Below are 26,230 nucleotides of genomic sequence, written 5' to 3'. Positions count from 1 at the left end.
GAGCCAACAGATGAACTTCCGCCGTCTTTCCACCCTGACCTGCGCCACCGTGGCCGCGTTGGCTTTCGCGCTGCCCGCGGGCGCGCTGGCGCAAGGCTGGCCCACCAAGCCGATCCGGCTCGTCGTGCCGTTTTCCGCCGGCGGCGCCAACGACCTGATGGCACGCGCCGCGGCCGAGGGTGCGTCCCGGCAGCTCGGCCAGCCCGTGGTGATCGACAACAAGCCCGGCGCGGGCGCGATCCTGGGCGCGGACGTGGTCGCCAAGAGCGCGCCCGACGGCTACACCTTCCTGGTGAGCGCGGCCGGCGTGGTGTCGAACAGCATGATCAAGAAGAACATGCCCTACAAGGACGACGCGCTGGTGCCGGTGGCGATGATCGCGCTGGCGCCCTCGGTGGTGGTGGTGCCCGCCAACGCGCCGTACAAGGACCTGAAAGAGTTCATCGCCGCGTCGAAAAAGTCGGGCAGCGGCTTCCACTGGGCCACGGCCGGCACCGGCAGCACGCCGCATTTCGTCGAAGGCCTGCTGGAAACCAAGTACGGCGGCAAGCTCGACGTGGTGCCCTACAAGAGCGGCTCGGAGTCGATCACCGCGGTGCTCGGCAACCAGGTCGAGGCCACGTCGGAAGCCAGCATCGTCGTGCTTCCTTATTTGAAGAGCGGCAAGCTGAAGGCGCTGGCCGGCACCTGGTCGCAGCGCATCTCGGCCTACCCGGAGCTGCCGACGGCCGCGGAAGAGGGCTTCCCCGAAATTCGCATCGCGCACTGGGCCGGCGTGCACGCGCCGCGCGGCACGCCGGATGCCATCCTCGACAAGATGGCCGCGGCCATCGACACGGCCATGAAGTCGCCCGAGACCGCCAAGCGCCTGAAGGACATGGGCATCGAGCCCATCGGCGGCACGCGCGCGAGCTTCACCAAGTTCGTCGACGAGGAGCGCACGCGCCTGGGCGGCGTGGTGAAGGCCACGGGCATGAAGGAAGACTGAGCACCGAATGAACGACACCAAACTCAACACGCCCCCCAAGCCCGACGCCAACCCGAAGCAGGCCCTGCGCCGCCTGGCCGACGCGCGCCGCGGCGTGCTGGTGCCCGGCGCCTTCAACGCGATGTCGGCGCGCATCATCGAAGACCTGGGCTTCGAGGCGATCTACGTCACCGGCGCCGGCGTGACCAACATGTACCTCGGCCTGCCCGACCAGGCCTTCATGGGGTTGCATGAAATCGCCGAGCACACGGCGCGCATCCGCGACGCGGCGAACCTGCCGCTGCTGGTCGATGCCGACACCGGCTTCGGCAACGCGCTGAACGTGCGGCACGCGGTGCGCGTGCTGGAGCGCGCGGGCGCGGACTGCATCCAGCTCGAGGACCAGGTCAGCCCCAAGCGCTGCGGCCATTTCTCGGGCAAGGCCGTGATCGACACCGACGAGATGCTCGGCAAGATCAAGGCCGCCGTCGATGCGCGGCACGACAGCGGCCTGCTCGTGATGGCGCGCACCGACGCCGCGGCCGTGCACGGCTTCGAGGCGGCCATCGAGCGCGCGCAGCGCTTCAGCGAGGCGGGCGCCGACATCCTGTTCGTCGAGGCCGTGACGCTGGCCGAGGAAGTGCGCGCGATGCCCCGGCGCCTGGACAAGCCGCAGCTCATGAACATGGTCATCGGCGGCAAGACGCCGACCTTCGGCGCGGATGAACTGGGGCAGCTCGGCTATGGCTTCGTGCTGTACGCCAATGCCGCGCTGCAGGGCGCGGTGGTGGGCATGCAGAAGGCGCTGGGCGTGCTGCGGGATTCGCGGCAGCTGACGGAAGAAGGCGGGCTTGTCGCTACTTTCGAGGAGCGGCAGCGGTTGGTCGGCAAGCCGGAGTGGGATGCGTTGGAGCGGCTGTACGTGTAGGCGACGCAGCGCGGGAGCGCAAGGGTGGAAGGGGTGGGGCCTTCAGGTGGCTTAGCTCTTGGTCGACGAGGGGCTCGGGCTCGACGGATCGTGGTTGTTCGCAGAAGATCAGCAATGCCCGCTCGGCAGTTGCGCTGCCGGAATCTGTAGGCGCCTGCCGGAATCCGGCATCGCCCCGCGCCGCATGCCCTAGCCTCCACAGGCTGTGAACCTCTGCGTGGTGCAAGCGGTGATCCAGCGGATTGTTGTCTTCACACGGAGAGACCATGCAAAGCAGAAGCTACCGAAGCGACTCCTTGCCCGAGGGCAACCGGATACTGAACAGCGAGTGGTCTCGCCACCGGGTCAGCGTTCAGCACGGGCAGTCGCTTCGGCTGCGTTTCTCGATCCGATCGATCACCCCGGCCATGTCGGTCAGTTCCCTGTGCTACGGGGCGCAGGCCGTGGTGCGGCCCGAGGAGCGCGCCAACGTGCTGCTGGTGCAGATGCCGCGCGCGGGCTTCGGCCTGGCGAGCTTCGACGACGCGAGCACGCCCATGGACGCGGCCCACTACGCCCTCATCGATGCCCGCAGCGTGGCGCAGGTGGTCTACGGGCGCGAGGCCGACATGCTGGTGCTGCGCGTGGCCATGGAGCGCGTGAACGCCCGGCTGGAAGAAGACCTGGGCTACCGGCCGGCCACGCCGCTGTCGTTCGCGCGCGGCATGGCGCGCGGTTCGCCGGCGTGGGCGGCATGGGAGCCGGTGGCCGCGGCGCTGGCGGCGGTGGAAGCCAGCGCGCTGGCGGATTTTCCGGCGCCGGCGATGTCGGCGCTCGAAGGCATGGTGCTGTCCACGCTGCTGCTCGCGCAGCCGCACAACCACAGCGAGGCGCTGTTGCGCCCGCAGCCCGCCATCGCGCCGCGCCATGTGCGGCGCGCCGAGGAATTCATTCACGCGAACCTGCATCTGGCGCCGGCCACCGCGGACATCGCCGCCCACGCCGGCGTGAGCACGCGTGCGCTGTTCGACGGCTTTCGGCGCTTCTTGCAGACCACGCCCGCGGCCTACGTGCGCGCGGCGCGGCTGGCCGCGGCACGCGCCGACCTGCAGCGTGGCCACGGGAGCGTGGGCGACGTGGCCGCACGCTGGGGCTTCCCGCACGCCGGGCACTTCGCGGTGCTGTACCGCCGCCAGTACGGCGAGGCGCCTGCACGCACGGTGCGAGCCCACCCCTGCGATTCCTGACCCTCCGAAAACCTTGCCATGCACGCAATCACGCACATTCCCTCGCCCGGGCGTTTCAAGACGCCGCCGCTGTCGGGCGCCACGCGCCTCGGCGACCTGTTGTTCGTCTCGGGCACGCCCGGCTACCACGACGACGGCCGCATCGACGAGGGCGACTTCGTCGCCCAGTTCGACCAGGCCATGGCGGCGCTGGCGCAACTGCTGCGTGCGGGCGGCAGCACGCTGGGCGCGGTGCTGAAGGTGAACGTGCTGCTCGTGCGAGCCGACGACGTGGCTGCCATGAACGCGCGCTACGCCGAAGTCTTCGGCCCGGGGCCATACCCCGCGCGGACCACCAGCGTGGTGCTGTCGCTGCCCGACCCGCGCATGCTGGTGGAGATCGAATGCACCGCGGTGGCCACGGCGCCAGCGGTGGAGGCCGTGCAATGAGCACCGCGCCTTTCCAGATCGGCATGCTGGTCTTTCCCGGCATGACCAGCCTCGACTTCGCCGGCCCGCTCGACGTGTTCGCCCGGCTGCCCGGTTCGCAGGTGCATGTGCTCGCGAAGACGCTGGAACCGGTGGTCACCGACATCGGCATGCGCGAGCTGCCCACGCTGCGCATGAAAGACGCGCCCGCGCTCGACCTGCTCTTCATCGGTGGCGGGCCCGGCGTCAATCCGTTGATGGAAGACGAGGAAACGATCGACTTTCTCGTTCAGCGCGCGCCGCATGCGCGCTGGATCACCTCGGTGTGCACCGGCGCGCTGGTGCTCGGGGCGGCCGGCCTGCTGCGCGGCTACAAGGCGGCCACGCACTGGACGGCCATGGAGGTGCTGCCGTACTTCGGAGCCGAGCCCGTGCACCGGCGCGTGGTGGTCGACCGCAACCGCATCACCGGCGGCGGCGTCACGGCCGGGCTGGACTTCGCGCTCACCGTGGCCGCCGCGTTGCACGGCGATGCCCACGCGCAGGCCATGCAGCTGGGCATGGAGTACGCGCCGCAGCCGCCCTTCGACACGGGTTCGCCGGCCACCGCACCCGCCGAGCTGGTGCAGCGCGTGCGCATGAAGGTGGCGAAGTCGACCGAGGCCCGCATGGCGGCGGCACAGCGCATCGCGCTTCGCCAGGGCTGGGCATGCTGACGCGCACCTGAAATCGCTGCCGGCAACCGTCGGCGCCTGCCGGAACGCGGCGGGCCGTGTGCAGGCAACTCCTACGCTTCGAAGCACATGGCGCACGGTGCGCCGAGGAGTGTCTTCATGACGGTTGCATCGGGTGGGTTGCGTGTGTGGTGTGCATGGCGTGCATGGGGTTGGTGGCGCCGGCTGGCTGCCGTGTGCCTGCTGGGGCTGCTCGCGGGCTCGGCGGCCGCCGAACCCTACAAGGGGCCCATCACGCTGGTGGTGGGCTACCCGGCTGGTGGGTCCGCCGACATCGGCGCGCGCATCCTCGCGGAGAAGCTGCCCGCCTTGCTGGGTCAGCCGGTGATCGTGGAGAACCGCGCGGGCGCGGGCGGGCAGATTGCCGCGCGCTACGTGAAGGCGGCTTCGCCCAACGGCTCGGTGCTGTTCTTCACCAACGGGCACACGGTCGTCACCGTGCCGCTGGTGCTCAAGGCGCCGGGCTTCGACACACGGGCCGACCTGCAACCGGTGAGCCCCTTCGCCACCTTTGAGCTGGTGTTGGCCGCGCATGCGAAGACCGGCGCGCACGACGTGAAACAGCTGGCCGCGTACTTCGCCGCCAACCCCAGGGAGCGCAACATCGCGGTGCCGGCGCCGGGCAGCGCGCCCGAGTTCCTGGTGGGCCGGCTCGCGCAACTGACCGGCACCGACCTGCAGCCCATCGCCTACAAGGGCAGCGGCCCGGCAGTGCAGGACCTGCTGGGCGGGCAGGTGGCCGCCGCGGTCGTGCCGGTGAGCGACGTGCTGCAGTACCGCGCGTCGTTGCAGCTGCTGGCCGTGACGCGCAAGACCGCGCTGCTGCCCGACGTGCCCTCGTTCGCCGACGCGGGCATGCCTGAGCTCGCGGCTTCCGACTTCCTGGCGGTGTATGCGCCGCACGGCATGGCCGCAGATGAGGTGGCGCGCATCCACGCCGCGGTGCAGAAGGTGGTGGCCATGCCCGACGTGTCGCGGCGCATGCTGTCTTATGCGCTGCAGCCGCAGGTGGGCACGCCAGCCGACCTGGAACGCACCTTCACGGCCTCGCAAGGCACGGTGCGCAGCTTGATGACGGCCGTGAACTACAAGCCGCAATGAGTGCCGCAGTGGACACCTCAGTGGAGGCCGCGCCAGGCCAGGCTCGCCAGACCCGCTGGGAACGGCTGAAGAGCACCGAGTTCGATCGCGCGGCCCTGGCGCACACCGTGGCGGTCCTGCCCATCGGCTCCACCGAGCAGCATGGCCCGCACCTGCCGGTGGAGGTCGACAGCCTGCTGGTGACGGAGGTTGCGCGCCGCGCCGCCGAGCGCGCCGATGCCCCGGTGCTGGTGCTGCCCACGCTCTGGGTGTCGCTGGCCGAGCACCACATGCACAACCCCGGCAGCCTCACGCTCGACTTTTCCACGCTGCTGGCCTTCGTGCGTTGCGTGGTGCGGTCGTTGCAGCGCCAGGGCTACCGGCGCGTGCTGCTGCTGAACGGCCACGGCGGCAACATGGCGGCGCTGACGGTGATCGTCGACCTGCTGGGCGTCGAGCTGGCGATGCCGCTCGCAACGGCCACCTACTGGATGGTGGCCGCGCCCGCGTTTTCGCGCATTCTCGAGGGGCAGCCCAACCTGCTGCACGCCTGCGAGGCCGAGACCTCGATGGTGATGCACCTGCGCCCCGAGCTCGTCGATGCGGCCGCGGCCTGCAGCGTCGACGCACCGCCCACCGGTTTCCTGCAGGCCGGCGGCATGCACCGCTGGCGCAACATGGCGCACTGGTCGGCGTCGGGCGTCGTCGGCACGCCGCACCTGGCGTCGGCGCGCAAGGGCGCGCTGCTGCTCGAGGCCGCGGCCGACGCGCTGGCCGTGCATCTTGGCGATGAGCGGCTGTGGGCGCCCGAATGACGCATGGTGACGGCGTGGTGCGCGAAGACCGGGCCGGCCGTGTCCGTTGGCTGAAGGTGCTGCGTGGCCTGGGCCTGGCCGAAGGGATCACGCTGCTCTTCCTGCTCGGTGTTGCCGTGCCCATGAAGCACCTGGCCGGTGCCCCGGGGCTGGTGTCTGCCGCGGGGCCGGTGCACGGGCTGGTGTTCCTGTGCTACCTGTGGCTTTCGGTGCGGGTCGCGCTGGCGGAAGGGTGGGGCTGGCGCTGGACGCTGCGCCTGTGCGGTGTCGCGCTCGTGCCGATGGGCACCTTCTTCAACGACCCGTTCATCCGGCGCAGGTTGGACGAGATGGCCGACCCGGCTTGACCCGCGCCCTCCGCATGGCAGTGCGGGTCGGTCGGCTACGCCGGCACTTGCCAGTTCGCCGTGGCGGCGGGAATCGTCGGGGAGCCGTTTTCTAGGACATGGCCGCCGTTTCCGGAATGTCCTCGGCCACGAGCGCCTGCTCGTTGCCGTCGAAGAAATGCAGGGCTTCCGGCGCAATGGACAGCGTCAGCTGGCGCGGTACGTCTGTCTGGGTGCCCGGCGTAAGCAGCACCAGCTCGCCCAGCGATGAGCGCAGGTAGCAGAAAGCGCGGTCGCCCAGCTGCTCCACGGCCAGGGTCTCGCACCCGTCGAGCGCAATGCTCACCTGCCCCGGCGCCGGCTGGCCGATGCGCAGTTGCTCGGCGCGGAACCCCAGGGTCGCCACTTCGCCGCTCAGCCGCTGCGGCACCTGCAGCGTGACGTTGCCCATGCGCAGCAGCGTGCCGCCTTCATTGCGCTGCGCGGCATCGACCTTGAACAGGTTCATGCGCGGCGTGCCGATGAAGCCCGCCACGAACAGGTTGGCCGGCGCGTGGTACAGCGCCAGCGGCGAGCCCACCTGCTCGATGCGGCCCTTGCGCAGCACCACGATCTGGTCGGCCAGCGTCATGGCCTCGGTCTGGTCGTGGGTCACGTACACCGCGGTGGCCTTCAGCGTGCGCTGCATGCGCGCGATTTCGAGGCGCAGCTTCACGCGCAGCTCCAGGTCCAGGTTCGAGAGCGGTTCGTCGTACAGGAACACCTCGGGCCGGCGGATCATCGCGCGGCCCATGGCCACGCGCTGGCGCTGGCCGCCCGAGAGCTGGCGCGGGTAGCGCTCCAGCAGCGGCGTGAGTTCGAGCGTGCGCGCGATGTCGTCCACGCTGCGCGCCTGCTCGGCCGCGTCGACCTTGGCCATGCGCAACGGGAAGGCCAGGTTCTGCCGAACCGTCTTGTGCGGATACAACGCGTAGTTCTGGAACACCAGCGCGCAGCCGCGGTCTGCCGGCGGCACGTCGTTCATCACGCGCCCGCCGATCAGCACCTCGCCGCCGCTGGGCGTTTCCAGTCCCGCGATGATGCGCAGCAAGGTCGACTTGCCACAGCCCGAGGGGCCGAGCAGCACCGTCACCTGGCCGTCCGGCATGGTGAGGTCGATGCCGGGAATGACCTCGACATCGCCGAAGCGCTTGCTGATGGATTGCAGTCGTATGTCGGCCATGTCGCGTGTGTCCTTTGGGGGCGTGGTCGCCGGAAGTCAGCAAGAAGGGGGAAGGGAGGGCGCGGCAGCGGCTTCCGCCGCCTTCGCCACGCCGCGCTGGATGTTCGACTCGGTCAGCCCGAGCAGTGCCTCCATCGCGCGGCGTGCCTCGGCGGGCTTGCGTGCCCAGATCTGGTCGAGCACGTCGCGATGCAGCGGCAGGCTCTTGCGCGGGGCACCGGGCTGGCGCGTCGAGAGTTCGAACGAGGTGCGAAGGGCCGCCTCGATGGTGGCGCCGAATGCCACGAGGAACGGGTTGCCGGTGGCGTTGAGGATGGCGCGATGGAACTCCAGGTCGGGTCCGGCATAGGCCACTGCGTCCATGCCCGCGGCGTCCATCATCCGGTACGCCCGCTCGATGGCGGCAATGCTGGCGTCGGTCGCCGAAGCGGCCGCGATCTCGCAGGCCGCGGGCTCCACGATGCGCCGCAGCTGCATCAGGTGCCGCGCCATCTGCGCGCGGTCGTTGCCCGACCAGGTCCAGCGCAGCACGTCTTCGTCGAGCATGTTCCATTGGGCGTGCGGAAGCACGCGCGTGCCGGCCTTCTGGCGCGACGCGATCAGGCCCTTGGCCTTGAGCCGCGTCAGCGCTTCGCGCACCGAAGTGCGCGCCACGCCAAGCTGTTCGGCCAGTTCCACCTCGGTCGGCAACGCGGCGCCGTCACCCCATTCGCCCGCCACCACGCGGCGCGCCAGCGCCTCGGTCACAGCAAGGGGGCCGCGCCGCGAAGCGGTGGGTTGGTTTTCAATTTCTTCTTTATGGTCGGACATATTATTTTCGGAAATAAGCTTATCCCACCTGAATTGGCCCTTTGTTTCGGGTTATCCATGAGGAATTAGAATCTATTTGTCTGTCATATTCAACTCAAGCGCCAGCAGGCGATACCGATGATCCGGCAGAAAGAGACAAGACCATGAGCCTCCCGACCTCTCTCGACATCAACTCGCAACGCCGCCGCCTGCTGAAGGTGGCTGCCGCCAGCGTAGCGGCTGGCGCCGGCGGCACGCTGGCGTTTCCTGCGCTTGCGCAGGCCAAGCCGTTCGCGGGCGTGAAGCTGCGCGGCGCGGCCTACCAGCACGGCTTCTTCAACATCCTGCGCAAGTACATCCCCGAGTTCGAGCAACAGACCGGCATGACGGTCGACCTGCAGCTCTCGGCCTTTCCGGTCTACAACCAGCAGGCCGACCTGGAGCTGTCCTCCGGCGGCAATTCCTGGGACTTCTGCAACGTCACTTTCATCCTGGCCGCGCGCTGGGTGGCGGCGGGCCTGCTGGCCAACCTCAGCGACTTCACGGCCGACAAGAAACTCACGCCCGCGAGCTGGAACCCCGACGACTTCGTGAAGGGCGCGCAGCTGCCGTACCAGGACAAGGCCGGCAAGAACTTCGGCTTTGCATGGGAGGGCGGGGCGATGCTCATGGGCATCAGCCGCATGGACCTCATGAAGAAACGCGGCGTGCAACCGCCCGCGACGTTCGACGAGCTCATGAAAGCGGCCGAGGCCATCCACGGGCAAGAGGGCGTGACAGGTTTCGTCAGCTCCAATCTGCACCATTGGTTCCTGCCGCCCTATGTGCAGGGCTTTGGCGGCGACCTGTTCGTGAACCCGCCGAGCGACATCAAGCCGGCGCTCGACAGCGCCGCCTCGGTCGCGGCGACGGACTTCTATTGCAAGTTGCTGAGCAAATACAGCCCTCAGGGCGTGCTCGGCTACACGGAGGACCAGGCGCGCTCGGCACTGATCGGTGGGCGCTCCAACATCTTCATCCACTCGTCTTCGTGGGTCAGCGCCATGCTCACCTCGCCCGACAGCAAGGTGAAGGACACGGCGCTCGTCACGCGCATGCCGGCCGGCCCGAAGGGTGATTTCCCGGCGTCGAACAGCCAGGGCCTCGGGATTCCCAAGAACGCGAAGAACAAGGAAGCCGCGTGGGAGTTCATCAAGTGGACGCTGAGCCCCGAACTCACCGCGCGCATCGTGAAGGACACGGGCCACCCCTCGATCTGCCGGCGCTCGGTGATCGAGAGCGCCGAATACAAGCGCATCAACACCATCAACGGGCAGGACCTCGGCAAGCTGTACCTCGAGGTGCTGGAGCAACCCGGCAAGACGAAGAACTACATGGCCTACCGCACGGTGAAGGAGTTCCCGCTCGTGGGCGATGTCGTCAACAAGGCCGTGGAGCGCGTGGTGTCGGGCCAGGTGCCGGCCGCCGAATCGATGAAGCAGGCGCAGGAGCAGGCCCTCTCGTCGCTGCGACGCGCCGGCGTGAAAGTCTGAGCCTTTCCACGATGCCAGCCGCTTCCTATGAAGGCCAGCGTCGCCGCTTCGTGCGGATGGCGATTGCGCCCAGCCTGCTTTTCCTGCTGGTGGTGGCCGGGCTGCCCACGCTGTTCCTGCTGGTGACCAGCCTCACGCCGGGGGCGCTGGTCAACCCGGGTTCCCTGGGCGATTTCTCGGAGCCGCTGCGCAACTACCAGCTGCTGCCTGGCGACGAACGCTTCGTGGGCTCGCTGCTGGTGCAGGCACGGCTGTCTGTCTACACGGTGGTGCTCCAGGTATTGCTGGGCACGGGCCTCGCGTTGCTCGTGCATTCCGGGCAGGAGCGCTGGCAGTCGCTTCGGCACCTGTTCGTCATCCCGATGGTGCTGCCGCCCATCGTGGTGGCGGTGATCTGGAAGCTCATCTACACGCCCGACATCAGCCCCATCTACCAGGCCGCGCGCATGCTGGGGGTGGCGCTGCCGGCCATGACCACGCACGTCGACTTCGCGCTGTGGGCCATCGTGATCGCCGACACCTGGGAATGGGCGCCGTTCACCTTCCTCATGGTGCTGGCCGCGCTGCAGACCTTGCCGGCGGAGTACGTCGAGGCCGCTCGAATGGACGGTGCGGACGCGTGGCGCGTGTTCGGCCACATCGTGCTGCCCTATATCGCGCCCGTGCTGCTGGTGTGCACGTTGTTCCGCCTCATCGACAGCATCAAGGCGTTTCCGCTGATCTTCCTGCTCACCGGCGGCGGGCCCGGCTCGGTGACCGAGGTGACCAACTACTACGCCTACCTGGTGGCCTTCAACTTCGGCGAACTCGGCTATTCGAGCGCCATCACGGTGGTGCTGCTGGTGGCCACGGTGGTCATCAGCTGGGGCGCGATGCGCCTGAGCCAACGCACGAAAGGTGCCGAATGAGCAAGCCTTCATTCAGGCGGCGCTGGCCGCTGGCACGCTGGGCCGTGCCGCTGGTCCTGTTCGTCATGCTGGTGCCTTTCCTGTGGCTGCTGCAGATGTCGTTCAAGCCGACGCCCATGATCCTGGAGTTTCCGCCGCGCATGTTGTTCATGCCCACGCTGGAGCACTACGTGGGGCTGTGGCAGGCGGGCTTTCCGGAATCCTTCGTCAACAGCCTCGTCACGAGCGTGGTGTCGACCTTGCTGGCACTGGTCCTGGGCATTCCGGCCGCGTACGCGCTGTCGCGATGGACGGGGCGGGGGCGCTTCGGGCTCGGCCTGGGCATCCTGCTCACGCGCATGGCGCCGCCCATCGCCTTCACCATCCCGTTCTTCCTGGCCTACCGCTGGCTGGGGCTGCTGGACACGCGCACGGGGTTGATCCTCATCTACATGACCTTCAACCTGCCGCTGGTCATCTGGATGATGCAGCCCTTCTTCGATGCGGTGCCCGCCTCGCTCGAAGAGGCGGCGCTGATGGACGGTGCGGGCTTTGCCACCGTGTTCATGGAAATCGTGATGCCCATGGCCACGGCGGGCATCGCGGCCACGGCCATCCTGTGCTTCCTGTATGCATGGAACGACTTCTTCTTCGCGCTCATCCTGACGCGCACCGACGCGCGCACGGCCCCCGTGGCGGTGGTGAACTTCATGAACTACGAAGGCTGGGAGTGGGGCAAGATCGCCGCGGGCGGCTCGCTGGTGATGGCGCCGGTGCTGCTGTTCTCGATGCTGGTGCGGCGCTACCTGGTCAGCGGGCTCACTGCCGGCGCGGTGAAGGGCTGACGCGGTGGTGCCGGCGAACCTCAGCGGTGCCACCCGCCTCGTGCCCATCCTTGCGCACCCGGTCGATCATGTGCGCGCGCCGCGCTTCTACAACCCGGCCTTCGCGGCCGCCGGCCTCGACTGGTGCCAGGTGCCCATGGGCGTGCACCCCGACGACTTCGCGGCCATCGTGGCGCAGCTCGCGCGCGTGCGCAACCTGCAGGGGCTGAACCTCACGATCCCGCACAAGGCCGCCGCGCATGCGCTGTGCGCGCGGCTCGGCCCCGAGGCACGGCGCACCGGCGTGGTCAACACGATGCGGCTCGACGCAGACGGCCAGTGGTCGGGCGAGAGCTTCGACGGCGTGGGCTTCGTCGAGGCGGCACGCGCGAACGGCGTGCTCCGAACCGATGGCGCCGTGATGCTCGTGGGTGCGGGCGGCGCGGGCACGGCCATCGCGTTCGCGCTGGCGGCCGAGGGTGCGCGCACCATCCACATCGTCGACCGCGAGCCCGGGCGGGCCGAACAGCTGGTGGACGCGCTGCGCAAGGCCTTCCCGGGCATTGCCGCCGACACCGAGGCAAAAGGCATCGGCCAGGCCGGCCTCGCCATCAACGCCACCTCGCTCGGCCTCCACGAGGGCGATGCAATGCCCTTCGATGCCGCGCTGCTGCGCACCGACGCCGCGCTGTTCGACATCGTTGCCGCGCGCGACACCGAGCTCATGGGCGCCTGCGCTGCGCGCGGCCTGAAGGTCATCGGCGGCAAACCCATGATCGATCACCAGATCGCCGCGCAGATCGCCTTCTGGCGCGGCGACCCCCCGCATTGAAAATCCAGGAGACCTCATGCTGAACAAGACCAACCGCCGGGCCGCCGTGGCCCTTTCCGCCTTGGCCGTTGCGGCCATGGCGTTGGCGGCGAGCTCCGCGCTGGCGCAGTCGTATCCGGCCAAGCCCGTCACGCTCGTCGTACCGCAGCCGGCGGGCGGCGCCGCCGACCAGTTCGCGCGGCCCTTCGCACAGTTGCTGTCGCAGCGCCTGGGCCAGCCCGTGATCATCGACAACCGGCCCGGCGCCAACGGCAACATCGCCGCCGCCTACGTCGCGCGCAACCAGGCAGCCGACGGCTACACCATCTTTTTCGGCTCGGTCAGCACGCTGGCCGTGAACCCGCATCTCTACAAGGCCACCGGCTTCGATCCGCTGAAGGATTTCCAGCCGATCACCCTCACCAACCAGACGCCCAACGTCCTCGTGGTCGGCGCGGCCACGCCGTACAAGACGGTGGCCGACGTGGTCGCTGCCGCGAAGAAGGCGCCGGGCACGCTGAGCTTCGGCTCGGCCGGCAACGGCAACACCATGCATCTCACGGGACTGCAGTTCGAGGCAAAGACCGGCACGCAACTGATCCACGTGCCCTACAAGGGCGGGCCTGCCGCGCTCAACGACGTGATGGGCGGGCAGATCCCGATGATGTTCCACAACCTCTCGGCCGTGCTCGGCCAGGAAAAGGGTGGCCGCGTGCGCGTGCTGGCCGTGGCCGACACGCAGCGTTCCAAGCTGTTGCCGAACGTGCCGACGATGGCCGAGGCCGGTGCGCCCGGCGTGGTGCAGCTGGCGTGGAGCGGAATGCTGGTGCGCAGCGGCACGCCCGCGCCCGTGGTCGAGCGCCTGCACAAGGAGATGGTCGAGATCCTGAAGACGCCGGCCTTTCGCAAGTCGCTGGAAGAGCAGGGCTTCGACGTGCTCTCATCGACACCCCAGGAATTCACCGACCGGCTGAAAGCCGACTACGCCGCGATGGCCGAGGTCATCAAGGCCGGCAACGTCCAGATCGACTGAAAGAACGAACACACCATGCCTGCACGCAACGCCTTCAAGCACGCACTCGCCGCCAAGATCCCGCAGATCGGCCTGTGGTCGACGCTGCCCGACCCCTACATCTGCGAACTGCTGGCCGGCGCCGGCTTCGACTGGATGCTGCTCGACGCGGAGCACACGCCCGGCGACCCGACCACCATGCTGCGCCAGCTGCAGGCGGTGCAGGCCGAGCGCGATCGCCCCACCAACGCCGTGGTGCGCCCGCCATGGAACGACACGGTGCTCATCAAGCAGTACCTGGACATCGGCGCGCAGACGCTGCTGCTGCCCTTCGTGCAGACGCGTGAAGAGGCCGAGGCCGCCGTGGCCGCCACGCGCTATCCGCCGCACGGCGTGCGCGGCATGGGCGGCACGGTGCGCGCCTCGAAGTTCGGCCGCGACGCGAAGTACGTGGCCGAGGCCTCGAACGAAATCTGCGTGCTCGTGCAGGTCGAGACGGCCGAGGCGCTGGAGCGGCTCGAAGACATCGCCAATGTCGACGGTGTAGACGGCGTGTTCATCGGCCCTGGCGACCTGTCGGCCAGCATGGGCGTCGCAGGGCAGGTCAATCACCCGACCGTGCGCGCCGCCGTCGACAAGGCCATTGCGCGCGTCCTGGCGTGCGGCAAGGCGCCCGGCATCCTCATGAACGACGAGCCGCGCGCCCAGGAACTGCTGGACCTCGGCGCGCTCTTCGTGGCGGTGGCGAACGACCAGGTGCTGCTGCGCAAGACCGCCGACGACGTGGCCGCGCGCTTCAAGCAGCGCGGCGCGCCGAAGACGCCCGACGGGCCCGCCACCTACTGACCCGCACCCGATTTCCAGAGACCCCACGCATGCCCAAAGAAGACGCTCCCGCAAAGACAACGACGACCATGAACAAGAAGCCTCTCGACGAGCTGCGCAGCCAGCGCTGGTTCGCGAGCGACGACATCCGCGGCTTCGCGCACCGCCAGCGCATGCAGCAGCAGGGGCTGGCGCGCGAGGAGTTCATGGGCCGTCCCGTCATCGGGATCATCAACACCTGGAGCGAACTCTCTCCATGCCACGCCCACCTGCGCGAGCGCGCCGACGCGGTGAAGCGCGGCGTGCTGCAGGCCGGCGGCTATCCGCTGGAGCTGCCTGCGCTGAGCCTGGGCGAAGTGATGGTCAAGCCGACCACCATGATCTATCGCAACCTGCTGGCCATCGAGTGCGAGGAGCTGCTGCGCAGCCTGCCCATCGACGGCGCCGTGCTCATGGGTGGCTGCGACAAGACCACGCCGGGGCTGATCATGGGGGCGCTGTCGATGGACGTGCCCGCCATCTTCCTGCCCGCCGGCCCGATGATGAACGACCGCTACAAGGGCCAGGCCGTGGGCGCCGGCACGCACACCAAGAAGTTCTGGGCCGAGCGCTCCGTCGGCAACATCGGCCAGGCCGAATGGATCAAGCTGGAGGCGCACATGACGCGCACGCCAGGCACCTGCAACACCATGGGCACGGCCAGCACCATGACCGCCATTGCCGAGGCCATGGGCCTCACGCTGCCGGGCGCGATGAGCATCCCGGCCGTCGACTCGGAGCACAGCCGCATGTCGTGGCGCTGCGGCGAGCGCATCGTCGGCATGGTGTGGGAAGACCTGAAGCCTTCGCGCATCGTGACGAAGGCCTCGTTCCTCAACGCCGTCACGGCCTACATGGCGCTGGGCGGCTCCACCAACGCGGCGGTGCACTTGCCCGCGATGGCGGGGCGCGCGGGCATCGAGCTGACCATCGACGACCTGGATGCCGTCGCGCGCCGCGTGCCCGTCATCGCCAACCTCTATCCGTCGGGCGAGAAGCTGATGGAAGACTTTCACTACGCGGGCGGCCTGCCGGCGGTGCTCAACAAGATCGCGTCGCACCTCGACCTGTCGGCGCTCACCGTCACGGGTCGCACGCTGGGCGAAGACATCGCGCAGTGGCCTTCGGAGGACGACGGCACCATCCTCGACCCGGCGGCGCCGCTGAAGCGGGGCACGCCCGAGTGCCCCGAGGCCGGCATTGCGCTGGCCGTGCTGCGCGGCAACCTGTGCCCCGATGGCGCGGTGATCAAGCCCTCGGCGGCCACGCCCGAACTGCTGCGCCATGAGGGCCGCGCGCTGGTGTTCGATTCCAACGCCGACATGCTCGCCGCCATGGCGGATGACGACCTCGATTGCGACGCCAGCACCGTGCTCGTGTTGCGCAACGGCGGGCCCGTGGGTGGCCCGGGCATGCCCGAGTGGGGCAACCTGCCCATCCCCAGGAAGCTGCTGAAGCAGGGCGTGCGCGACATGCTGCGCATTTCCGACTCGCGCATGAGCGGCACGCATTACGGAACCTGCGTGCTGCACGTGTCGCCCGAGTCGGCCGTCGGCGGACCGCTGGCGTTGCTGAAGACGGGCGACGTGGTGCGCCTGGACATCGGCGCGCGCAGCCTCGATATGCTGGTTTCCGACGCGGAACTCGCCGAGCGCCGCAGGCATTGGACAGCGCCCCCGCAGCCTTACACGCGCGGCTACACGAAGCTGTTCCAGCACGAGGTCACGCAGGCCCATCTGGGCTGCGACTTCCTGAGCCTGGCCGGCAACGCGCCGACGCCGGAGCCGCCGATCTACTGAGCCTCAGCGCACGATGCGCGAGCTGTCGCGCACGACGAGCCGGCAGGGCACGACGTGCAATTGCGGCGGCGCGGGCTTGCCTTGCGGCGCCTGCGCCATCAGCTCCAGCACGACGCGCGCGGCCTTCATGCCGATCTCGTAGGGCGCGGGACGCATGGTGGTGAGGGCAGGGTGCAGGCGCGCCGCGATGGGCGCGTCGCCGAAGCCCGACACGGCGCAGTCGCGCGGCAACTCGAGTCCGAGCGAGGGCGCCTGCAGGATCGCGCCGGCGGCCATGCTGTCGTTGGCGAACACGATGGCTTGCGCGCGCGTGCGTTTCGGCTCCTGCTGCAGGCGGTGCATCACCTCGGCGCCTGCTTCGAATTCATCGGCCGCCTCGGTGGTCGTGACGATGTCCACCTTCAGGCCGGCCTCGCGCATCGCGGACGCATAGCCCATCGAACGTTGCTGCGCGCGAAAGTCCTGCGCCACCGGACGCATCGCGAAGCGGATGCGCCTGGCGCCTTGCGCGATGAAGTGCCGCGCCAGTTCCACGCCCACCTGCTCGTGCGGAAAACCGACCTGGTGAAAAGGCCGCCCCGGCACCACGCCCCAGGTCTCGACGACCGGCACGCGCACCGCGCGCAGCAGCGCCTCGGTGTCGGGCGTGTGGTCGTCGCGCGTGACGATGAGGGCACTCGGGTGCCAGCCCGCGAAGGCGCGCACCGCGCGCTCCTCGAGCTGCTGCGAATAGTCGGTGTTGGCCAGCAGCAGTTGCAGGCCGGCCGCGTCGAAGCCGTCGTTCATGCCGCGCACGAGGTCGGCGAAGGTGGTGCTGGCCGTGTTCTGCATCACCGCGCCCACCACGCGCCCCTGGCCCGAGGCGAGCCGTCCCGCGACCTGGCTGGGCACGTAGCCGGTGGCCGCGATCACCTCGCGCAGCCGCTCGCGCACGGCCTGCGACACCTTGTCGGGCGCATTGAAATAGCGCGACACCGTGATCGACGACACGCCCGCCAGCGCCGCCACATCGTGGATCGTGTGGGTGGCCAGCTTGCGTCGTGGCGCGCGCACGCGCGGCTCTTCTGCGGGGGAAGCGGGGAGGGGTTTCTTCGGGGGCACAGGCATTGACTCGAACGGCGCCGAACTATACATTCGAGTGCGATGTTAGCGGTAACATTCTTCACTCATACAACGCCGATCCGATGCTTCCTGTCCTGCTCGCCATCACGCCCTTTCCTGCAGATCTCCTCGAACGACTCGCTTCCGACTACGAGGTGATCGCGTGGAAGGAAGTGGCAGACGGCCCGGCCTTCCTCGCGTCGCGCGGCAAGGAGGTGCGCGCGCTCATCACCAACGGCATGGTCGGCGTGCCGGCCGGCATGGCCGACCATCTCACAGGGCTGGGCCTTGTCGCCTGCAATGGCGTGGGCTACGACGCCATCGACATCGCATGGGCGCGCAGCAAGGGCATTGCCGTGTCGAACACACCCGACGTGCTGTCGACGGACGTGGCCGACCTGGCGCTGGCCCTGCTGCTGGGCGTGTTCCGCCAGCTGCCGGCGGCCGACCGTTTCGTGCGCGACGGCGCGTGGCTGAAGGGGGCGTTTCCGCTGGCACGGCAGCTCGCCGGCAGCAAGATCGGCATCGTCGGGCTGGGCCGCATCGGCCGGATGATCGCGCAGCGATGCGCGGCCTTCGACACCGTCGTGGGCTACAACGGCCGCACGCGGCAGCCGGGCGTGCCCTATGACTATTTCTCGACGCCGACGGCGCTGGCCGAGTGGGCCGACGCGCTCATCGTCGTCACGCCGGGAGGCCCGGACACCAGGCACCTGATCTCCGCGCAGGTGCTCGACGCGCTCGGTGCGAACGGCGTTCTGGTGAACGTGGCACGTGGATCGGTCGTCGACGAGGCGGCACTTGTCGAACGCCTGCAATCGAAGCGCCTCGCGGGCGCGGGGCTCGATGTGTTCGCGAACGAACCCGGCGTGCCCGAGGCCCTGCTCTCGCTGCCGCACGTGGTGCTGACCCCCCACATCGCCAGCGCCACGGTACAGACGCGCCGCGCCATGGCTGCCCTGGTGCTGGACAACCTCGTGGCCTTCGCCGAAGGCAAGGCATTGCCCACCGCCGTCGACTGAGCTTTTGCCCCACGTACTGAAGGAGACGACAGACATGAAAAGACGATTGGCCATCGCAGCCTCTCTCGCATTCGCATCGGTGCTCACGGCCCGCGCCGAAGGCACCTTCCCCGACCATCCGCTCACGCTGGTCGTGCCCTACCCCGCGGGCGGCGTGGCCGACCAGATCGCGCGGCCGCTCGCGCAGGCGCTGGCGCAGCGGCTGGGCCAGCCCGTGATCATCGACAACCGCGCAGGGGCCAACGGCAACATCGGCTCGGCCTGGGTGGCGCGCAGCCAGCCGGCGGACGGCTACACGATGCTGCTGGGGTCCACCAGCACGCTCACGGTGAACCCCGCGCTCTACAAGTCGCTGAGCTACGACGTGATGAAAGACCTGCAACCCGTCACGCTCACGCACCAGATGCCCAATGTGCTCGTCGTGGGGGCGGCCACGCCGTACAAGAACGTCGCCGATGTCGTGGTGGCCGCGAAGAAGAAGCCCGGCGACCTCGTCTTCGGCTCGGCCGGCAACGGCAACACCATGCACCTCACGGGCGTGGAGTTCCAGGACAAGGCCGGCGTGAAGCTCACGCACGTGCCTTACAAGGGCGGCCCGCCCGCGCTCAACGACGTGCTCGCCGGCCAGATCCCGATGATGTTCCACAACCTGCCTGCCGTCGTCTCGTACAAGAAAGCCGCCAGCGTGCGCGTGCTCGCGGTGGCCGACACCAAGCGCTCGCCCGTCATGCCCGACGTGCCCACCTTCGCCGAGGCTGGCGTGCCCGGCGTGGTGAACATCGTGTGGAACGGCATCCTGGTGCGCAGCGGCACGCCCGCGCTGGTGGTGGAGCGCCTGAACAAGGAGATGCGCAGCATCTTGCAGTCGCCCGAGTTCCGCAAGCCGCTGGAGGCGCAGGGCTACGAGGTGCTGTCGTCCACGCCGCAGGAAATGGGCGCGCTGATCGCCAGGGACACCCCCGCCATGGCCGCCGTGGTCAAGCAGGCCGACATCCAGATCGATTGAACCCCACACATCGCATGAACGACCCTCTTCACAACGCATTCCGCCACCGCCTCGCCCAGCCCGGCACGCCGTTGGGTACCTGGCTCATGTCTGGCATCGCCAGCACCGCCGAGGCACTGGGCCGCGCCGGGTTCGACTGGCTGCTGGTCGACCAGGAGCACGTGCCCATCGACGAGCGCGACACGCTGCACATCCTGCAGGCGCTGGCCGGCACGCCGGCCGCCGCCGTGGTGCGCCTGGCGGCCAACGACCCGGTGCTGTTCAAGCGCGCGCTCGACCTGGGCGCGCAGACGGTGATGGTGCCCTTTGTTGACAGCGCGGAAGACGCGCGCCGCGCCGTGTCGTATGCCAAGTACCCACCCGAAGGCATTCGCGGCTACGCGGCCGTGCACCGCGCCAGCGGCTACGGCACCGCGAAGGACTACAACGCGCGCGCCAACGCGTCGGTGTTCACCGTGATCCAGCTCGAGACCCCGCGGGCCGTGGCCGCGCTCGAGGACATCGCCGCGGTGAAGGGCGTTGACGCGCTGTTCCTCGGTCCTGGCGACCTGTCGGCCAACATGGGCCACATCGGCGACATCCTGCACCCCGAGGTGCAGGCCGTGATCGCCGACGTGGCCGCGCGCTGCCGCAAGATCGGCATGCCCTGCGGCATCGTGGGGCCGACGCCCGAGGTGGTGTCCACCTTCGTCGCCATGGGCTATTCGTTCGTGGCGGTGGCCTCGGACATGGGCATGATGATGCGGCAGGCCACGGCCTTCATCCAGGCCATCCGGCCGAGCCTGGCGCGCGGCTTCGACAGCAGCGTGTATTGAAGCCGGGGTGGTGTCGGAACTGTGCGCCCAGGCCGGCCCGGTGCTGGTCTTCATGCTGTGCGTGGCGTTGGCCACCTACACGCAGAACCTCACGGGCTTCGCCTTCAGCCTGGTCCTGCTGGGGATGGTGTCGGTGTTGCATGTCGCGAGCGTGAGCGACGCGGCCAACGCGGCCATGGTGCTGAGCCTGGTCAATGCATGGACCTATTTCCGCGCACGGCCCGGCGTGGTGCCGTGGCGCCTGATGAAGCCTGCGCTCAACGGCAGCACGGTCGGCGTCATCGCCGGGCTGATGCTGCTGGCTTGGCTCAGCGGCAGCGCGGTGTCGTGGTTGCGCGGGCTGCTGGGCGTGTCGATCCTCGGATGCGCGGCGCTCTTGGTCTTGCAGGGCAAGCCGCTGGCGCGGGTGTCGGGGCCCTGGAGCTTCGGGCTCATCGGCGGGCTGTCGGGCATTCTGGGCGGGCTGTTCGCAAGTTCGGGGCCGCCCATCGTCTTCCACATGTACCGCCAGCCGCTGGACCGCGAGCTGGTGCGGCGCGCGCTGCTGTTGATGTTTGCATTCAACTCGTTGGTGCGCCTGGTGATCGTGCTGGCGGCGGGGCATTTCTCGCTGCGCTCGGCGCTGCTGGCCGCGTGCGCGCTGCCGGTGGTCTACGGCGCCACGCGGCTGCATCACAAGCTGCCCAACCGGCTGAAGCCCGAAACGCTGAAGTGGCTGGTGGCCGGCCTGCTGGCCGCCGCAGGCTCGACGCTGATCGCGACCGCGTGGGTTGCGATCGCTCAGGGCTGAATCAGACCCCGACCATCGGCACCTCGACCACGTAGCCCTTGCACGCGGCCAGGTCCGGCACCACGCCGAGACCGGGTTCGTTCGACAGCTGCACCCAGCCGTCGTTCACCTTGAAGTTGGGCACAGCCAGCAGCTCGCGCAGCGGATTCGGGTTCGAGTCGACCTCGACATAACCCGGCCCGCCCACGGCCGTCTTCACATGCATCGACGCGACCAGCCCGATGCCCCCACCGAGCCAGTGAGGGCAATACCACTTGCCTGCCGCAATGGTCTGCTTCGCCACTTCGAGGCACCCGCTGGGCCCGCCCCATTTGCCGAGGTCGGGCTGGATGACGGCCATGCCTTCGGTGGAAATGAAATCGCGGTACTGCGCGAATCCGGCGAGGTTTTCTCCGCCTGCGAGCGTGATCGGCTGGCGCTGCGAGAGCTCCTTCCAGCGCAGCGCGGGCTGGTCGGCGCGCAAGGGCTCTTCGAGCCACAGCAGGTTGAAATCTTCCATGCGCTCGCCGGCCTTGCAGGCTTCGTCGAAGTCCCAGGCCTGGTTGGCGTCGACCATCATCGTGGCCTCGTTGCCGAGTGCGTCGCGCAGCGTGCGCAGGTTGGCCAGATCGCGCTCGGCGCCGAAGCCGACTTTGAGCTTGAATGCGCGATAGCCTTCGTCGCGCTTTTGCAGCGCGAGCTTGTCGGGCTCCGTGGGGTTGAGGCCCGAGGCGTAGACCTGCACGGCCTGCGCGTGGGCCTGAGCCTGTGCACCTCCCAGGGCCTGCCACAGGGGCAAGCCCTGCCGGCGCGCGTGCAGGTCCCACAGGGCCGTGTCGACGCCCGCGACGATCTGGTTCAGCGTGCCGTGTTCGCCGGTCTGCAACGCGAGCACCGCGAAGCGCTTCGTGAGTTCGTCGAAGCACTCGCGCGGATGCGACCACGCGCGGCCCATGACGGCGGGCCTGCAATACGCCAGCGTCATGCGCGCGCGGTGCTCGGCCCCCACGGTCGGGAAGTTGCACCAGATCTCGCCCCAGCCCTGCACCCCGTCCGCGTCGGTGACGCGCACCAGCACGGCCGGGCGGTCGCGCATGATGCCGAACGAGGTCTGCACCGGCGGGTCGGCCGGTGCGCGGAACACGAAGACGTCGAGCCGTTCGACAGTGAAGGAGGTGCGTGGGTCCGTTGCGTTCGAAGTCATGCGTCGATTGTCATGCGCGTGGTTGCCCCGCGCACGTTGTCAGGCATAGGCGGCGCAGAACTCGCCTTCGGTCTTCATGCTGTCGAAGGCGCTGTAGTCTGCGTGCCAGGCGTTGCCGGCGCGCAGCGTGAGCGCTTCGAGCTCGGCCAGCGTGGCGCTGCCTTCGTCGCGAAGCTGCTCGGCGCAGCGTTCGAGGTCGGGAAAGTTCTGCAACGCGGCCCACCACACCGCGCGGCCCGCGAGAAAGCCATGCGCGCCGGCCGCGTAGGCGTACTCCATCACGCGCACGAACTGCGGCGAGGTCACGCCCGCGGACAGCATCACCCACGGAATGTTCGCTCCCTTGCAGATCGCGCCCATCTGGTCGAACCAGGCCTGGGCGGCCTTGTGGGCGGCGCTGCCGTCGCGCGCGGGCAGCGTGGCGCCGGGCAAGGGGCTTTCGAGCTTGAACAGGTCGACACCGTATTCGGGCTTGGCGAACTCGCGCACGCTCTCGATGACCAGCTCCGGCATCTTCTCTGGCGACTCGATGTAGTCGACGGTGTGGCGCTCGCTCTTTGGAAAGGGGTACACGAGCAGCTCCAGCACCAGCGGAATGTCCCACTGGCGGCACTCTTCGCCGATCTTGCGCACGTAGTCCTTCTGGTGCGCGATGACGTCGGGCTCGGCGTCGGGGCGGTACCACGCCAGCACCTTCACGCCATCGCCGCCGGCGCGCTTGATTTTCTCGACGCTCCAGTCGTTGATCGAGTGCGAAAGCCGCCCGCCCGGCGTGTCGCGGAAGCGATGGTCTTCCAGCGTCACGACGAGCCCGGTGTGCGCGGGCAGCTTCTGCAGCGCGGCCGGAAAAGCGTAGTTGGGGTCGAACAGCATGGCGCTGGCGTGGGCGCCGAGCGCATCGACCAGCGTGCGCTTCACGTTGGCCATGTCGGCGAACTTGACGTCGGCCGGCGCGATGCCCAGCTTGGCGCCGATGAGCTGCGCGATCGGCGGGCGCTGGTCGAGCGCGACCATGGTGAAGTGGCCTTCGGGCGTGGCCATGCGGCGCATGCCCCATTTCTTGCCGAGGTGGAGGGCGGGCGTGGTCATGGTGAGTTACTCCTGGATGGAATCGACGAGGGACATCGCGGTGGCGAAGTCGGGCACGCCGGCGCGTCCGCCGGGCCGTGTGCACTTGATTGCCGCCACCGCGGCGGAAAACTGAAAGGCGCGGCGCACGGGCCAGTGCGCACCGAGCGCAAAGGCCAGCGCGCCATGAAAGACGTCGCCGGCACCGGTGGTGTCGACGGCTTTCACTTCGAAGGCGGGCAGGGCGTGCCGGCCCGCGGCGTCGGCCCAGCGGATACCGCGCTCGCCCAGCGTCACGGCGGCGAGCCTGCAGCCGCGCGAGAGGGCGAAGGCCAGCTGTTCATCGACGTTGCGTGCGTCGGTGGCGTAGCCTGCGAGCCCGGGCTCGGAGAACACGGCGTAATCGGTGCGAGGCAGCAGCTGGTCGAAGATGGCCGCGTCCGCCACGTCGCCGTCGAGCACGGTGGGCATGCCGCGTTCGCGCGCGGCACCGAACAACGCGAGTGCGCCTTCAGGCCAGCGTGGGTCGGCCAGCACGGCGTCGGCTTCGGCCAGCGCATCGAGTGGGAGCCATGCGGGGTCCGCGGGAAGGTCCGCGCCGCGAAAATTCACGATCATGCGTTCGCCGCGCGTGTCCACGACGATGCCGGACAGCGATGAGCGGGCGCCTGGAAACAACCTGAAGTGCGACACCTCGACGCCGAGGGCGGCGAGCTGGGACTTCATTTCGTGGCCCGCGCTGTCGTCGCCTGCGCGCCCCCAGAACCGCACCTGGGCGCCCAGCCTGGCTGCCGCGGCGGCTGCGTTGGCGGCCATGCCGCCGCCGCCTTCCCGCACATCGTTGGCGCGGGTCTTGCCGCCGCCGTGCGGCAATGCATCGACTTGCCACGTGATGTCCAGCGCCGAGAGGCCGAGGCAGATCACGCGGGGTGCGGGGCGTTGCGTTGTCATGTCATTCACCCAGCACGGCGCCGTCTTGCACATCGAACAGATGGCATTTGTGCACGTCGAATGCCAGCGTGATGGTGTCCTTCGGCCGCACCTTCAACTCGGGTGCGACACGCGCCACATGCCGCGTGCCGGCGCGATCGAAGTAGACGAGCGTGTCCGATCCCAAGGGTTCGACGACGCTGACCTGAACGCGCAGGCCGGGCGCATCGGCCGGCAGCACCCGCATGTGCTCGGGGCGAACGCCCAGCACCGCGGGACCGGTCACCCCCGCGCAAGGCGGAGGCATCGGGAACAGCGTGCCGTCGTCCATGCGCACGTTCGTGCCCTCGGCCTGCACGTTGAAGAAGTTCATCGTCGGCGAGCCGATGAAGCTCGCCACGAACTGGTTGGCCGGCGACTTGTAGACCTCTTCGGGCGTGCCGAACTGCTGCACCACGCCGGCCTTCAGCACCACGATGCGGTCGGCCATGGTCATCGCCTCGACCTGGTCGTGCGTGACGAAGATCATGGTGGTCTTCAGCTGCTGGGAGAGTGCCTTGATCTCGGTGCGCACTTCGCCGCGCAGCTTGGCGTCGAGGTTGGACAGTGGCTCGTCGAACAGGAACACCTTGGGGTTGCGCACCATCGCACGGCCCATGGCCACGCGTTGGCGCTGGCCGCCCGACAGGGCCTTGGGCTTGCGATCGAGGTACGGCTCGATGCGCAGCATGCCCGCCGCGCGGTCGACGCGACGCGTGATCTCGTCCCTGGGCGTGTTGCGCATCTCCAGGCCGAAGCCCATGTTGTCGCGCACCGTCATGTGCGGGTAGAGCGCGTAGTCCTGGAACACCATCGCGATGTCGCGCTGGGCCGGGGCCACGTCGTTCACACGCGTGTCGCCGATGTAGAGGTCGCCGTCGTCGATGGGTTCCAGCCCCGCGATGATGCGCAGCAAGGTCGACTTGCCGCAGCCCGAGGGACCGACGAACACCACGAACTCCTCGTCGCGGATCTCCAGGTCCAGCGAGGGGATCACGACCACGTCGCCGAAGCGCTTGACCAGGCCTTTCAATCGGATGGACGCCATGCGTTCGCTTTCTTCTGTGCTCAGGCGAAAGCCAGCAGGGGCTTCACCAGTTCGCCGGCCACGAAGCGGCCGAACATCTCGGGCAGTTCGTCGATGCCGAACTGGGCGTCGACCAGCTTGCGATAGCGCTCCTTCTCGCCGCGCAGCAGCTCCACGTTCAGCGCGAAATCGCTCTTCGGGAAATAGAAGGTGCGCACCATGTAGAAGTCCTTGCGGCGAATGGCCTTGTTCTCCTGCACGGGCCAGGGCTTGTCGCTCTCGCCGATCAGGATGAGCACGCCGCGCGGCAACACGATTTCCATGCCCAGGCTGCGCGCGGCATGCGCACCGCTGCATTCGACGATGAGCTTGAAGCGCTTGCTGCTGTCGCCCACCGGATGACGGCTGGCGCCGAACGCCTCGGCAAGCTGCAGCCGCTCTTCCTTCAGGTCCGACACGTGGACGTCGGTGTAGCCGAGGTTCTGCAGCGCGATGAGCGCGCCGATGCCCACCGGGCCGGCGCCCGTGACCAGCACCGGGCCCGTGGTCTCGGGCGGCACCAGCGGCTTGACGAAGCGGATGCCATGCGCGGCCGTGCCGATGGTGTCGAGCAGCAGCGGGGCGAGCTCGTCCTCGATGTCGTCGGGCACCGGCAGCAGGCACTGCTCGGGCACGCTCAGGAACTCGGCGTAGCCACCGGGGCGGTTCCAGCCCACGAGCACCGATTCGTTCAGGCACATCTGCGTGTCGCCCGCGCGGCACGAGTCGCAATGGCCGCAGTGCACGGGGATGTAGACCAGGCAGCGCTTGCCGTCGAGCGCATGGCCCGGTTGCTGCACCACGCCGAAGATCTCGTGGCCCGGCGTGATGGTCGCGCCGTTGAACCACAGCTTGGTGTCGGAGCCGCACAGCGCGGTGCGGCGCACGCGCAGCAGTACCTCGCCGGCGGCAGGCACGGGCATGGGCGCCTCGCCGATGGTGATGTTCTTGTCGCCATGAAAGATTGCAGCTTGCATTTTTGAGTC

At 68.8% G+C, this 26,230-nt stretch carries 27 protein-coding genes; 19 read left to right on the top strand and 8 right to left on the bottom strand.

Going from position 1 to position 26,230, the window contains the following annotated elements:
* The first annotated feature begins 10 nt into the window (after window positions 1–10).
* The 8 genes from QTI51_RS20920 to QTI51_RS20885 all read left to right on the top strand — a co-directional run bounded on the left by QTI51_RS20920 (window position 11) and on the right by QTI51_RS20885 (window position 6,505).
* Entirely contained in the window at window positions 11–988 is a 978-nt protein-coding gene (locus QTI51_RS20920; protein WP_286515531.1) for a Bug family tripartite tricarboxylate transporter substrate binding protein, read from the top strand.
* Window positions 989–995: 7 nt separating this feature from the next.
* Window positions 996–1,895 (top strand): isocitrate lyase/PEP mutase family protein, encoded by a 900-nt coding sequence (locus QTI51_RS20915; protein WP_286515530.1) that lies wholly within the window; start codon window positions 996–998, stop codon window positions 1,893–1,895.
* Between the two features lie 266 nt (window positions 1,896–2,161).
* Window positions 2,162–3,121 carry a helix-turn-helix transcriptional regulator gene (locus QTI51_RS20910; RefSeq protein ID WP_286515528.1) on the top strand — a complete coding sequence of 320 codons (960 nt, stop codon included), beginning with the start codon at window positions 2,162–2,164 and terminating at the stop codon, window positions 3,119–3,121.
* A gap of 18 nt (window positions 3,122–3,139) precedes the next feature.
* Window positions 3,140–3,550, top strand: coding sequence for a RidA family protein (locus QTI51_RS20905; protein ID WP_286515526.1), 411 nt, complete (start codon window positions 3,140–3,142; stop codon window positions 3,548–3,550).
* Entirely contained in the window at window positions 3,547–4,245 is a 699-nt protein-coding gene (locus QTI51_RS20900; protein ID WP_286515524.1) for a DJ-1/PfpI family protein, read from the top strand. Before QTI51_RS20905 ends, QTI51_RS20900 begins: the two co-directional genes overlap by 4 nt.
* A 117-nt stretch (window positions 4,246–4,362) precedes the next feature.
* Window positions 4,363–5,364, top strand: coding sequence for a tripartite tricarboxylate transporter substrate-binding protein (locus QTI51_RS20895; RefSeq protein ID WP_286515522.1), 1,002 nt, complete (start codon window positions 4,363–4,365; stop codon window positions 5,362–5,364).
* Window positions 5,361–6,158 (top strand): creatininase family protein, encoded by a 798-nt coding sequence (locus QTI51_RS20890; protein WP_286515520.1) that lies wholly within the window; start codon window positions 5,361–5,363, stop codon window positions 6,156–6,158. Before QTI51_RS20895 ends, QTI51_RS20890 begins: the two co-directional genes overlap by 4 nt.
* Complete coding sequence (locus tag QTI51_RS20885) at window positions 6,155–6,505, top strand: DUF3817 domain-containing protein (protein ID WP_286515519.1); 351 nt, start codon at window positions 6,155–6,157, stop codon at window positions 6,503–6,505. Before QTI51_RS20890 ends, QTI51_RS20885 begins: the two co-directional genes overlap by 4 nt.
* Before the next feature lie 91 nt (window positions 6,506–6,596).
* Here QTI51_RS20885 and QTI51_RS20880 read toward each other — a convergent pair whose 3' ends face one another.
* Both QTI51_RS20880 and QTI51_RS20875 read right to left on the bottom strand, forming a co-directional pair.
* Window positions 6,597–7,706, bottom strand: coding sequence for an ABC transporter ATP-binding protein (locus tag QTI51_RS20880; RefSeq protein WP_286515518.1), 1,110 nt, complete (start codon window positions 7,704–7,706; stop codon window positions 6,597–6,599).
* Window positions 7,707–7,742: 36 nt separating this feature from the next.
* Window positions 7,743–8,516: a FadR/GntR family transcriptional regulator gene (locus tag QTI51_RS20875; RefSeq protein ID WP_286515516.1), complete on the bottom strand. Its 774-nt coding sequence runs from the start codon at window positions 8,514–8,516 to the stop codon at window positions 7,743–7,745.
* A gap of 143 nt (window positions 8,517–8,659) precedes the next feature.
* Here QTI51_RS20875 and QTI51_RS20870 point away from each other — a divergent pair, with 143 nt between their 5' ends.
* From QTI51_RS20870 to araD, 7 genes are all read left to right on the top strand, one after another.
* On the top strand, window positions 8,660–10,027 hold the full coding sequence (locus QTI51_RS20870) for an ABC transporter substrate-binding protein (RefSeq protein ID WP_286515514.1): 1,368 nt from the start codon (window positions 8,660–8,662) through the stop codon (window positions 10,025–10,027).
* 11 nt (window positions 10,028–10,038) lie between these two features.
* The gene (locus tag QTI51_RS20865) at window positions 10,039–10,935 is read left to right on the top strand and encodes a carbohydrate ABC transporter permease (RefSeq protein ID WP_116913128.1); all 897 of its coding nucleotides are present in this window, start codon (window positions 10,039–10,041) and stop codon (window positions 10,933–10,935) included.
* Entirely contained in the window at window positions 10,932–11,759 is an 828-nt protein-coding gene (locus tag QTI51_RS20860) for a carbohydrate ABC transporter permease (RefSeq protein WP_286515513.1), read from the top strand. The genes QTI51_RS20865 and QTI51_RS20860 overlap by 4 nt, the downstream gene beginning before the upstream one ends.
* 7 nt (window positions 11,760–11,766) lie before the next feature.
* A complete protein-coding gene (locus tag QTI51_RS20855; protein WP_286515512.1) occupies window positions 11,767–12,570 on the top strand; it encodes a shikimate dehydrogenase family protein in 804 nt (267 codons plus the stop codon).
* A 16-nt stretch (window positions 12,571–12,586) separates the two neighbouring features.
* Entirely contained in the window at window positions 12,587–13,582 is a 996-nt protein-coding gene (locus tag QTI51_RS20850) for a Bug family tripartite tricarboxylate transporter substrate binding protein (RefSeq protein ID WP_286515511.1), read from the top strand.
* A 15-nt stretch (window positions 13,583–13,597) separates the two neighbouring features.
* Window positions 13,598–14,407: an aldolase/citrate lyase family protein gene (locus QTI51_RS20845; protein WP_286515510.1), complete on the top strand. Its 810-nt coding sequence runs from the start codon at window positions 13,598–13,600 to the stop codon at window positions 14,405–14,407.
* A gap of 68 nt (window positions 14,408–14,475) precedes the next feature.
* The gene (gene araD / locus QTI51_RS20840; RefSeq protein ID WP_286515508.1) at window positions 14,476–16,224 is read left to right on the top strand and encodes an L-arabinonate dehydratase; all 1,749 of its coding nucleotides are present in this window, start codon (window positions 14,476–14,478) and stop codon (window positions 16,222–16,224) included.
* Window positions 16,225–16,227: 3 nt separating this feature from the next.
* Here araD and QTI51_RS20835 read toward each other — a convergent pair whose 3' ends face one another.
* Window positions 16,228–17,277, bottom strand: a complete 1,050-nt coding sequence (locus QTI51_RS20835; RefSeq protein WP_286515507.1) for a LacI family DNA-binding transcriptional regulator — start codon at window positions 17,275–17,277, stop codon at window positions 16,228–16,230.
* Between the two features lie 131 nt (window positions 17,278–17,408).
* On the opposite strand from QTI51_RS20835, the gene QTI51_RS20830 reads away from it, so the two are divergent.
* From QTI51_RS20830 to QTI51_RS20815, 4 genes are read left to right on the top strand one after another with little or no spacing between them, the layout of a single operon-like run.
* Window positions 17,409–18,347: a 2-hydroxyacid dehydrogenase gene (locus tag QTI51_RS20830; RefSeq protein WP_286515506.1), complete on the top strand. Its 939-nt coding sequence runs from the start codon at window positions 17,409–17,411 to the stop codon at window positions 18,345–18,347.
* Window positions 18,348–18,381: 34 nt separating this feature from the next.
* Window positions 18,382–19,353 carry a Bug family tripartite tricarboxylate transporter substrate binding protein gene (locus tag QTI51_RS20825; protein ID WP_286515505.1) on the top strand — a complete coding sequence of 324 codons (972 nt, stop codon included), beginning with the start codon at window positions 18,382–18,384 and terminating at the stop codon, window positions 19,351–19,353.
* Window positions 19,354–19,367: 14 nt separating this feature from the next.
* A complete protein-coding gene (locus tag QTI51_RS20820) occupies window positions 19,368–20,168 on the top strand; it encodes an HpcH/HpaI aldolase family protein (protein ID WP_286515504.1) in 801 nt (266 codons plus the stop codon).
* A 10-nt stretch (window positions 20,169–20,178) separates the two neighbouring features.
* Window positions 20,179–20,958: a sulfite exporter TauE/SafE family protein gene (locus QTI51_RS20815; RefSeq protein WP_286515502.1), complete on the top strand. Its 780-nt coding sequence runs from the start codon at window positions 20,179–20,181 to the stop codon at window positions 20,956–20,958.
* A 1-nt stretch (window position 20,959) separates the two neighbouring features.
* Here the strand turns inward: QTI51_RS20815 and QTI51_RS20810 are convergent, their stop codons facing one another.
* Genes QTI51_RS20810 through QTI51_RS20790 form a run of 5 tightly spaced genes read right to left on the bottom strand, consistent with a single transcriptional unit; the run spans window position 20,960 to window position 26,221 of the window.
* A complete protein-coding gene (locus tag QTI51_RS20810) occupies window positions 20,960–22,141 on the bottom strand; it encodes a mandelate racemase/muconate lactonizing enzyme family protein (protein WP_286515501.1) in 1,182 nt (393 codons plus the stop codon).
* 39 nt (window positions 22,142–22,180) lie between these two features.
* Window positions 22,181–23,230: a tagatose 1,6-diphosphate aldolase gene (locus QTI51_RS20805; RefSeq protein ID WP_286515499.1), complete on the bottom strand. Its 1,050-nt coding sequence runs from the start codon at window positions 23,228–23,230 to the stop codon at window positions 22,181–22,183.
* A gap of 6 nt (window positions 23,231–23,236) precedes the next feature.
* Window positions 23,237–24,160: a sugar kinase gene (locus QTI51_RS20800; RefSeq protein WP_286515497.1), complete on the bottom strand. Its 924-nt coding sequence runs from the start codon at window positions 24,158–24,160 to the stop codon at window positions 23,237–23,239.
* Between the two features lies 1 nt (window position 24,161).
* Window positions 24,162–25,226, bottom strand: a complete 1,065-nt coding sequence (locus tag QTI51_RS20795; RefSeq protein ID WP_286515495.1) for an ABC transporter ATP-binding protein — start codon at window positions 25,224–25,226, stop codon at window positions 24,162–24,164.
* 20 nt (window positions 25,227–25,246) lie between these two features.
* The gene (locus QTI51_RS20790) at window positions 25,247–26,221 is read right to left on the bottom strand and encodes an alcohol dehydrogenase catalytic domain-containing protein (protein WP_286515494.1); all 975 of its coding nucleotides are present in this window, start codon (window positions 26,219–26,221) and stop codon (window positions 25,247–25,249) included.
* Between the last annotated feature and the right edge of the window lie 9 nt (window positions 26,222–26,230).

This window comes from Variovorax sp. J22G73, from assembly GCF_030317035.1.
Lineage (GTDB): Bacteria > Pseudomonadota > Gammaproteobacteria > Burkholderiales > Burkholderiaceae_C > Variovorax.
Note: the sequence above shows the minus strand (reverse complement) of the source record. Positions and strands in the feature narration are given on the sequence as shown.

Excerpts from the sequence above, each read along its gene's own strand:
- QTI51_RS20920 (WP_286515531.1), top strand. The coding sequence starts at position 11 with ATGAACTTCCGCCGTCTTTCCACCCTGACCTGCGCCACCGTGGCCGCG.
- QTI51_RS20915 (WP_286515530.1), top strand. The coding sequence starts at position 996 with ATGAACGACACCAAACTCAACACGCCCCCCAAGCCCGACGCCAACCCG.
- QTI51_RS20910 (WP_286515528.1), top strand. The coding sequence starts at position 2,162 with ATGCAAAGCAGAAGCTACCGAAGCGACTCCTTGCCCGAGGGCAACCGG.
- QTI51_RS20905 (WP_286515526.1), top strand. The coding sequence starts at position 3,140 with ATGCACGCAATCACGCACATTCCCTCGCCCGGGCGTTTCAAGACGCCG.
- QTI51_RS20900 (WP_286515524.1), top strand. The coding sequence starts at position 3,547 with ATGAGCACCGCGCCTTTCCAGATCGGCATGCTGGTCTTTCCCGGCATG.
- QTI51_RS20895 (WP_286515522.1), top strand. The coding sequence starts at position 4,363 with ATGACGGTTGCATCGGGTGGGTTGCGTGTGTGGTGTGCATGGCGTGCA.
- QTI51_RS20890 (WP_286515520.1), top strand. The coding sequence starts at position 5,361 with ATGAGTGCCGCAGTGGACACCTCAGTGGAGGCCGCGCCAGGCCAGGCT.
- QTI51_RS20885 (WP_286515519.1), top strand. The coding sequence starts at position 6,155 with ATGACGCATGGTGACGGCGTGGTGCGCGAAGACCGGGCCGGCCGTGTC.
- QTI51_RS20880 (WP_286515518.1), bottom strand. The coding sequence starts at position 7,706 with ATGGCCGACATACGACTGCAATCCATCAGCAAGCGCTTCGGCGATGTC.
- QTI51_RS20875 (WP_286515516.1), bottom strand. The coding sequence starts at position 8,516 with ATGTCCGACCATAAAGAAGAAATTGAAAACCAACCCACCGCTTCGCGG.
- QTI51_RS20870 (WP_286515514.1), top strand. The coding sequence starts at position 8,660 with ATGAGCCTCCCGACCTCTCTCGACATCAACTCGCAACGCCGCCGCCTG.
- QTI51_RS20865 (WP_116913128.1), top strand. The coding sequence starts at position 10,039 with ATGCCAGCCGCTTCCTATGAAGGCCAGCGTCGCCGCTTCGTGCGGATG.
- QTI51_RS20860 (WP_286515513.1), top strand. The coding sequence starts at position 10,932 with ATGAGCAAGCCTTCATTCAGGCGGCGCTGGCCGCTGGCACGCTGGGCC.
- QTI51_RS20850 (WP_286515511.1), top strand. The coding sequence starts at position 12,587 with ATGCTGAACAAGACCAACCGCCGGGCCGCCGTGGCCCTTTCCGCCTTG.
- QTI51_RS20845 (WP_286515510.1), top strand. The coding sequence starts at position 13,598 with ATGCCTGCACGCAACGCCTTCAAGCACGCACTCGCCGCCAAGATCCCG.
- araD (WP_286515508.1), top strand. The coding sequence starts at position 14,476 with ATGAACAAGAAGCCTCTCGACGAGCTGCGCAGCCAGCGCTGGTTCGCG.
- QTI51_RS20830 (WP_286515506.1), top strand. The coding sequence starts at position 17,409 with ATGCTTCCTGTCCTGCTCGCCATCACGCCCTTTCCTGCAGATCTCCTC.
- QTI51_RS20825 (WP_286515505.1), top strand. The coding sequence starts at position 18,382 with ATGAAAAGACGATTGGCCATCGCAGCCTCTCTCGCATTCGCATCGGTG.
- QTI51_RS20820 (WP_286515504.1), top strand. The coding sequence starts at position 19,368 with ATGAACGACCCTCTTCACAACGCATTCCGCCACCGCCTCGCCCAGCCC.
- QTI51_RS20810 (WP_286515501.1), bottom strand. The coding sequence starts at position 22,141 with ATGACTTCGAACGCAACGGACCCACGCACCTCCTTCACTGTCGAACGG.
- QTI51_RS20805 (WP_286515499.1), bottom strand. The coding sequence starts at position 23,230 with ATGACCACGCCCGCCCTCCACCTCGGCAAGAAATGGGGCATGCGCCGC.
- QTI51_RS20800 (WP_286515497.1), bottom strand. The coding sequence starts at position 24,160 with ATGACAACGCAACGCCCCGCACCCCGCGTGATCTGCCTCGGCCTCTCG.
- QTI51_RS20795 (WP_286515495.1), bottom strand. The coding sequence starts at position 25,226 with ATGGCGTCCATCCGATTGAAAGGCCTGGTCAAGCGCTTCGGCGACGTG.
- QTI51_RS20790 (WP_286515494.1), bottom strand. The coding sequence starts at position 26,221 with ATGCAAGCTGCAATCTTTCATGGCGACAAGAACATCACCATCGGCGAG.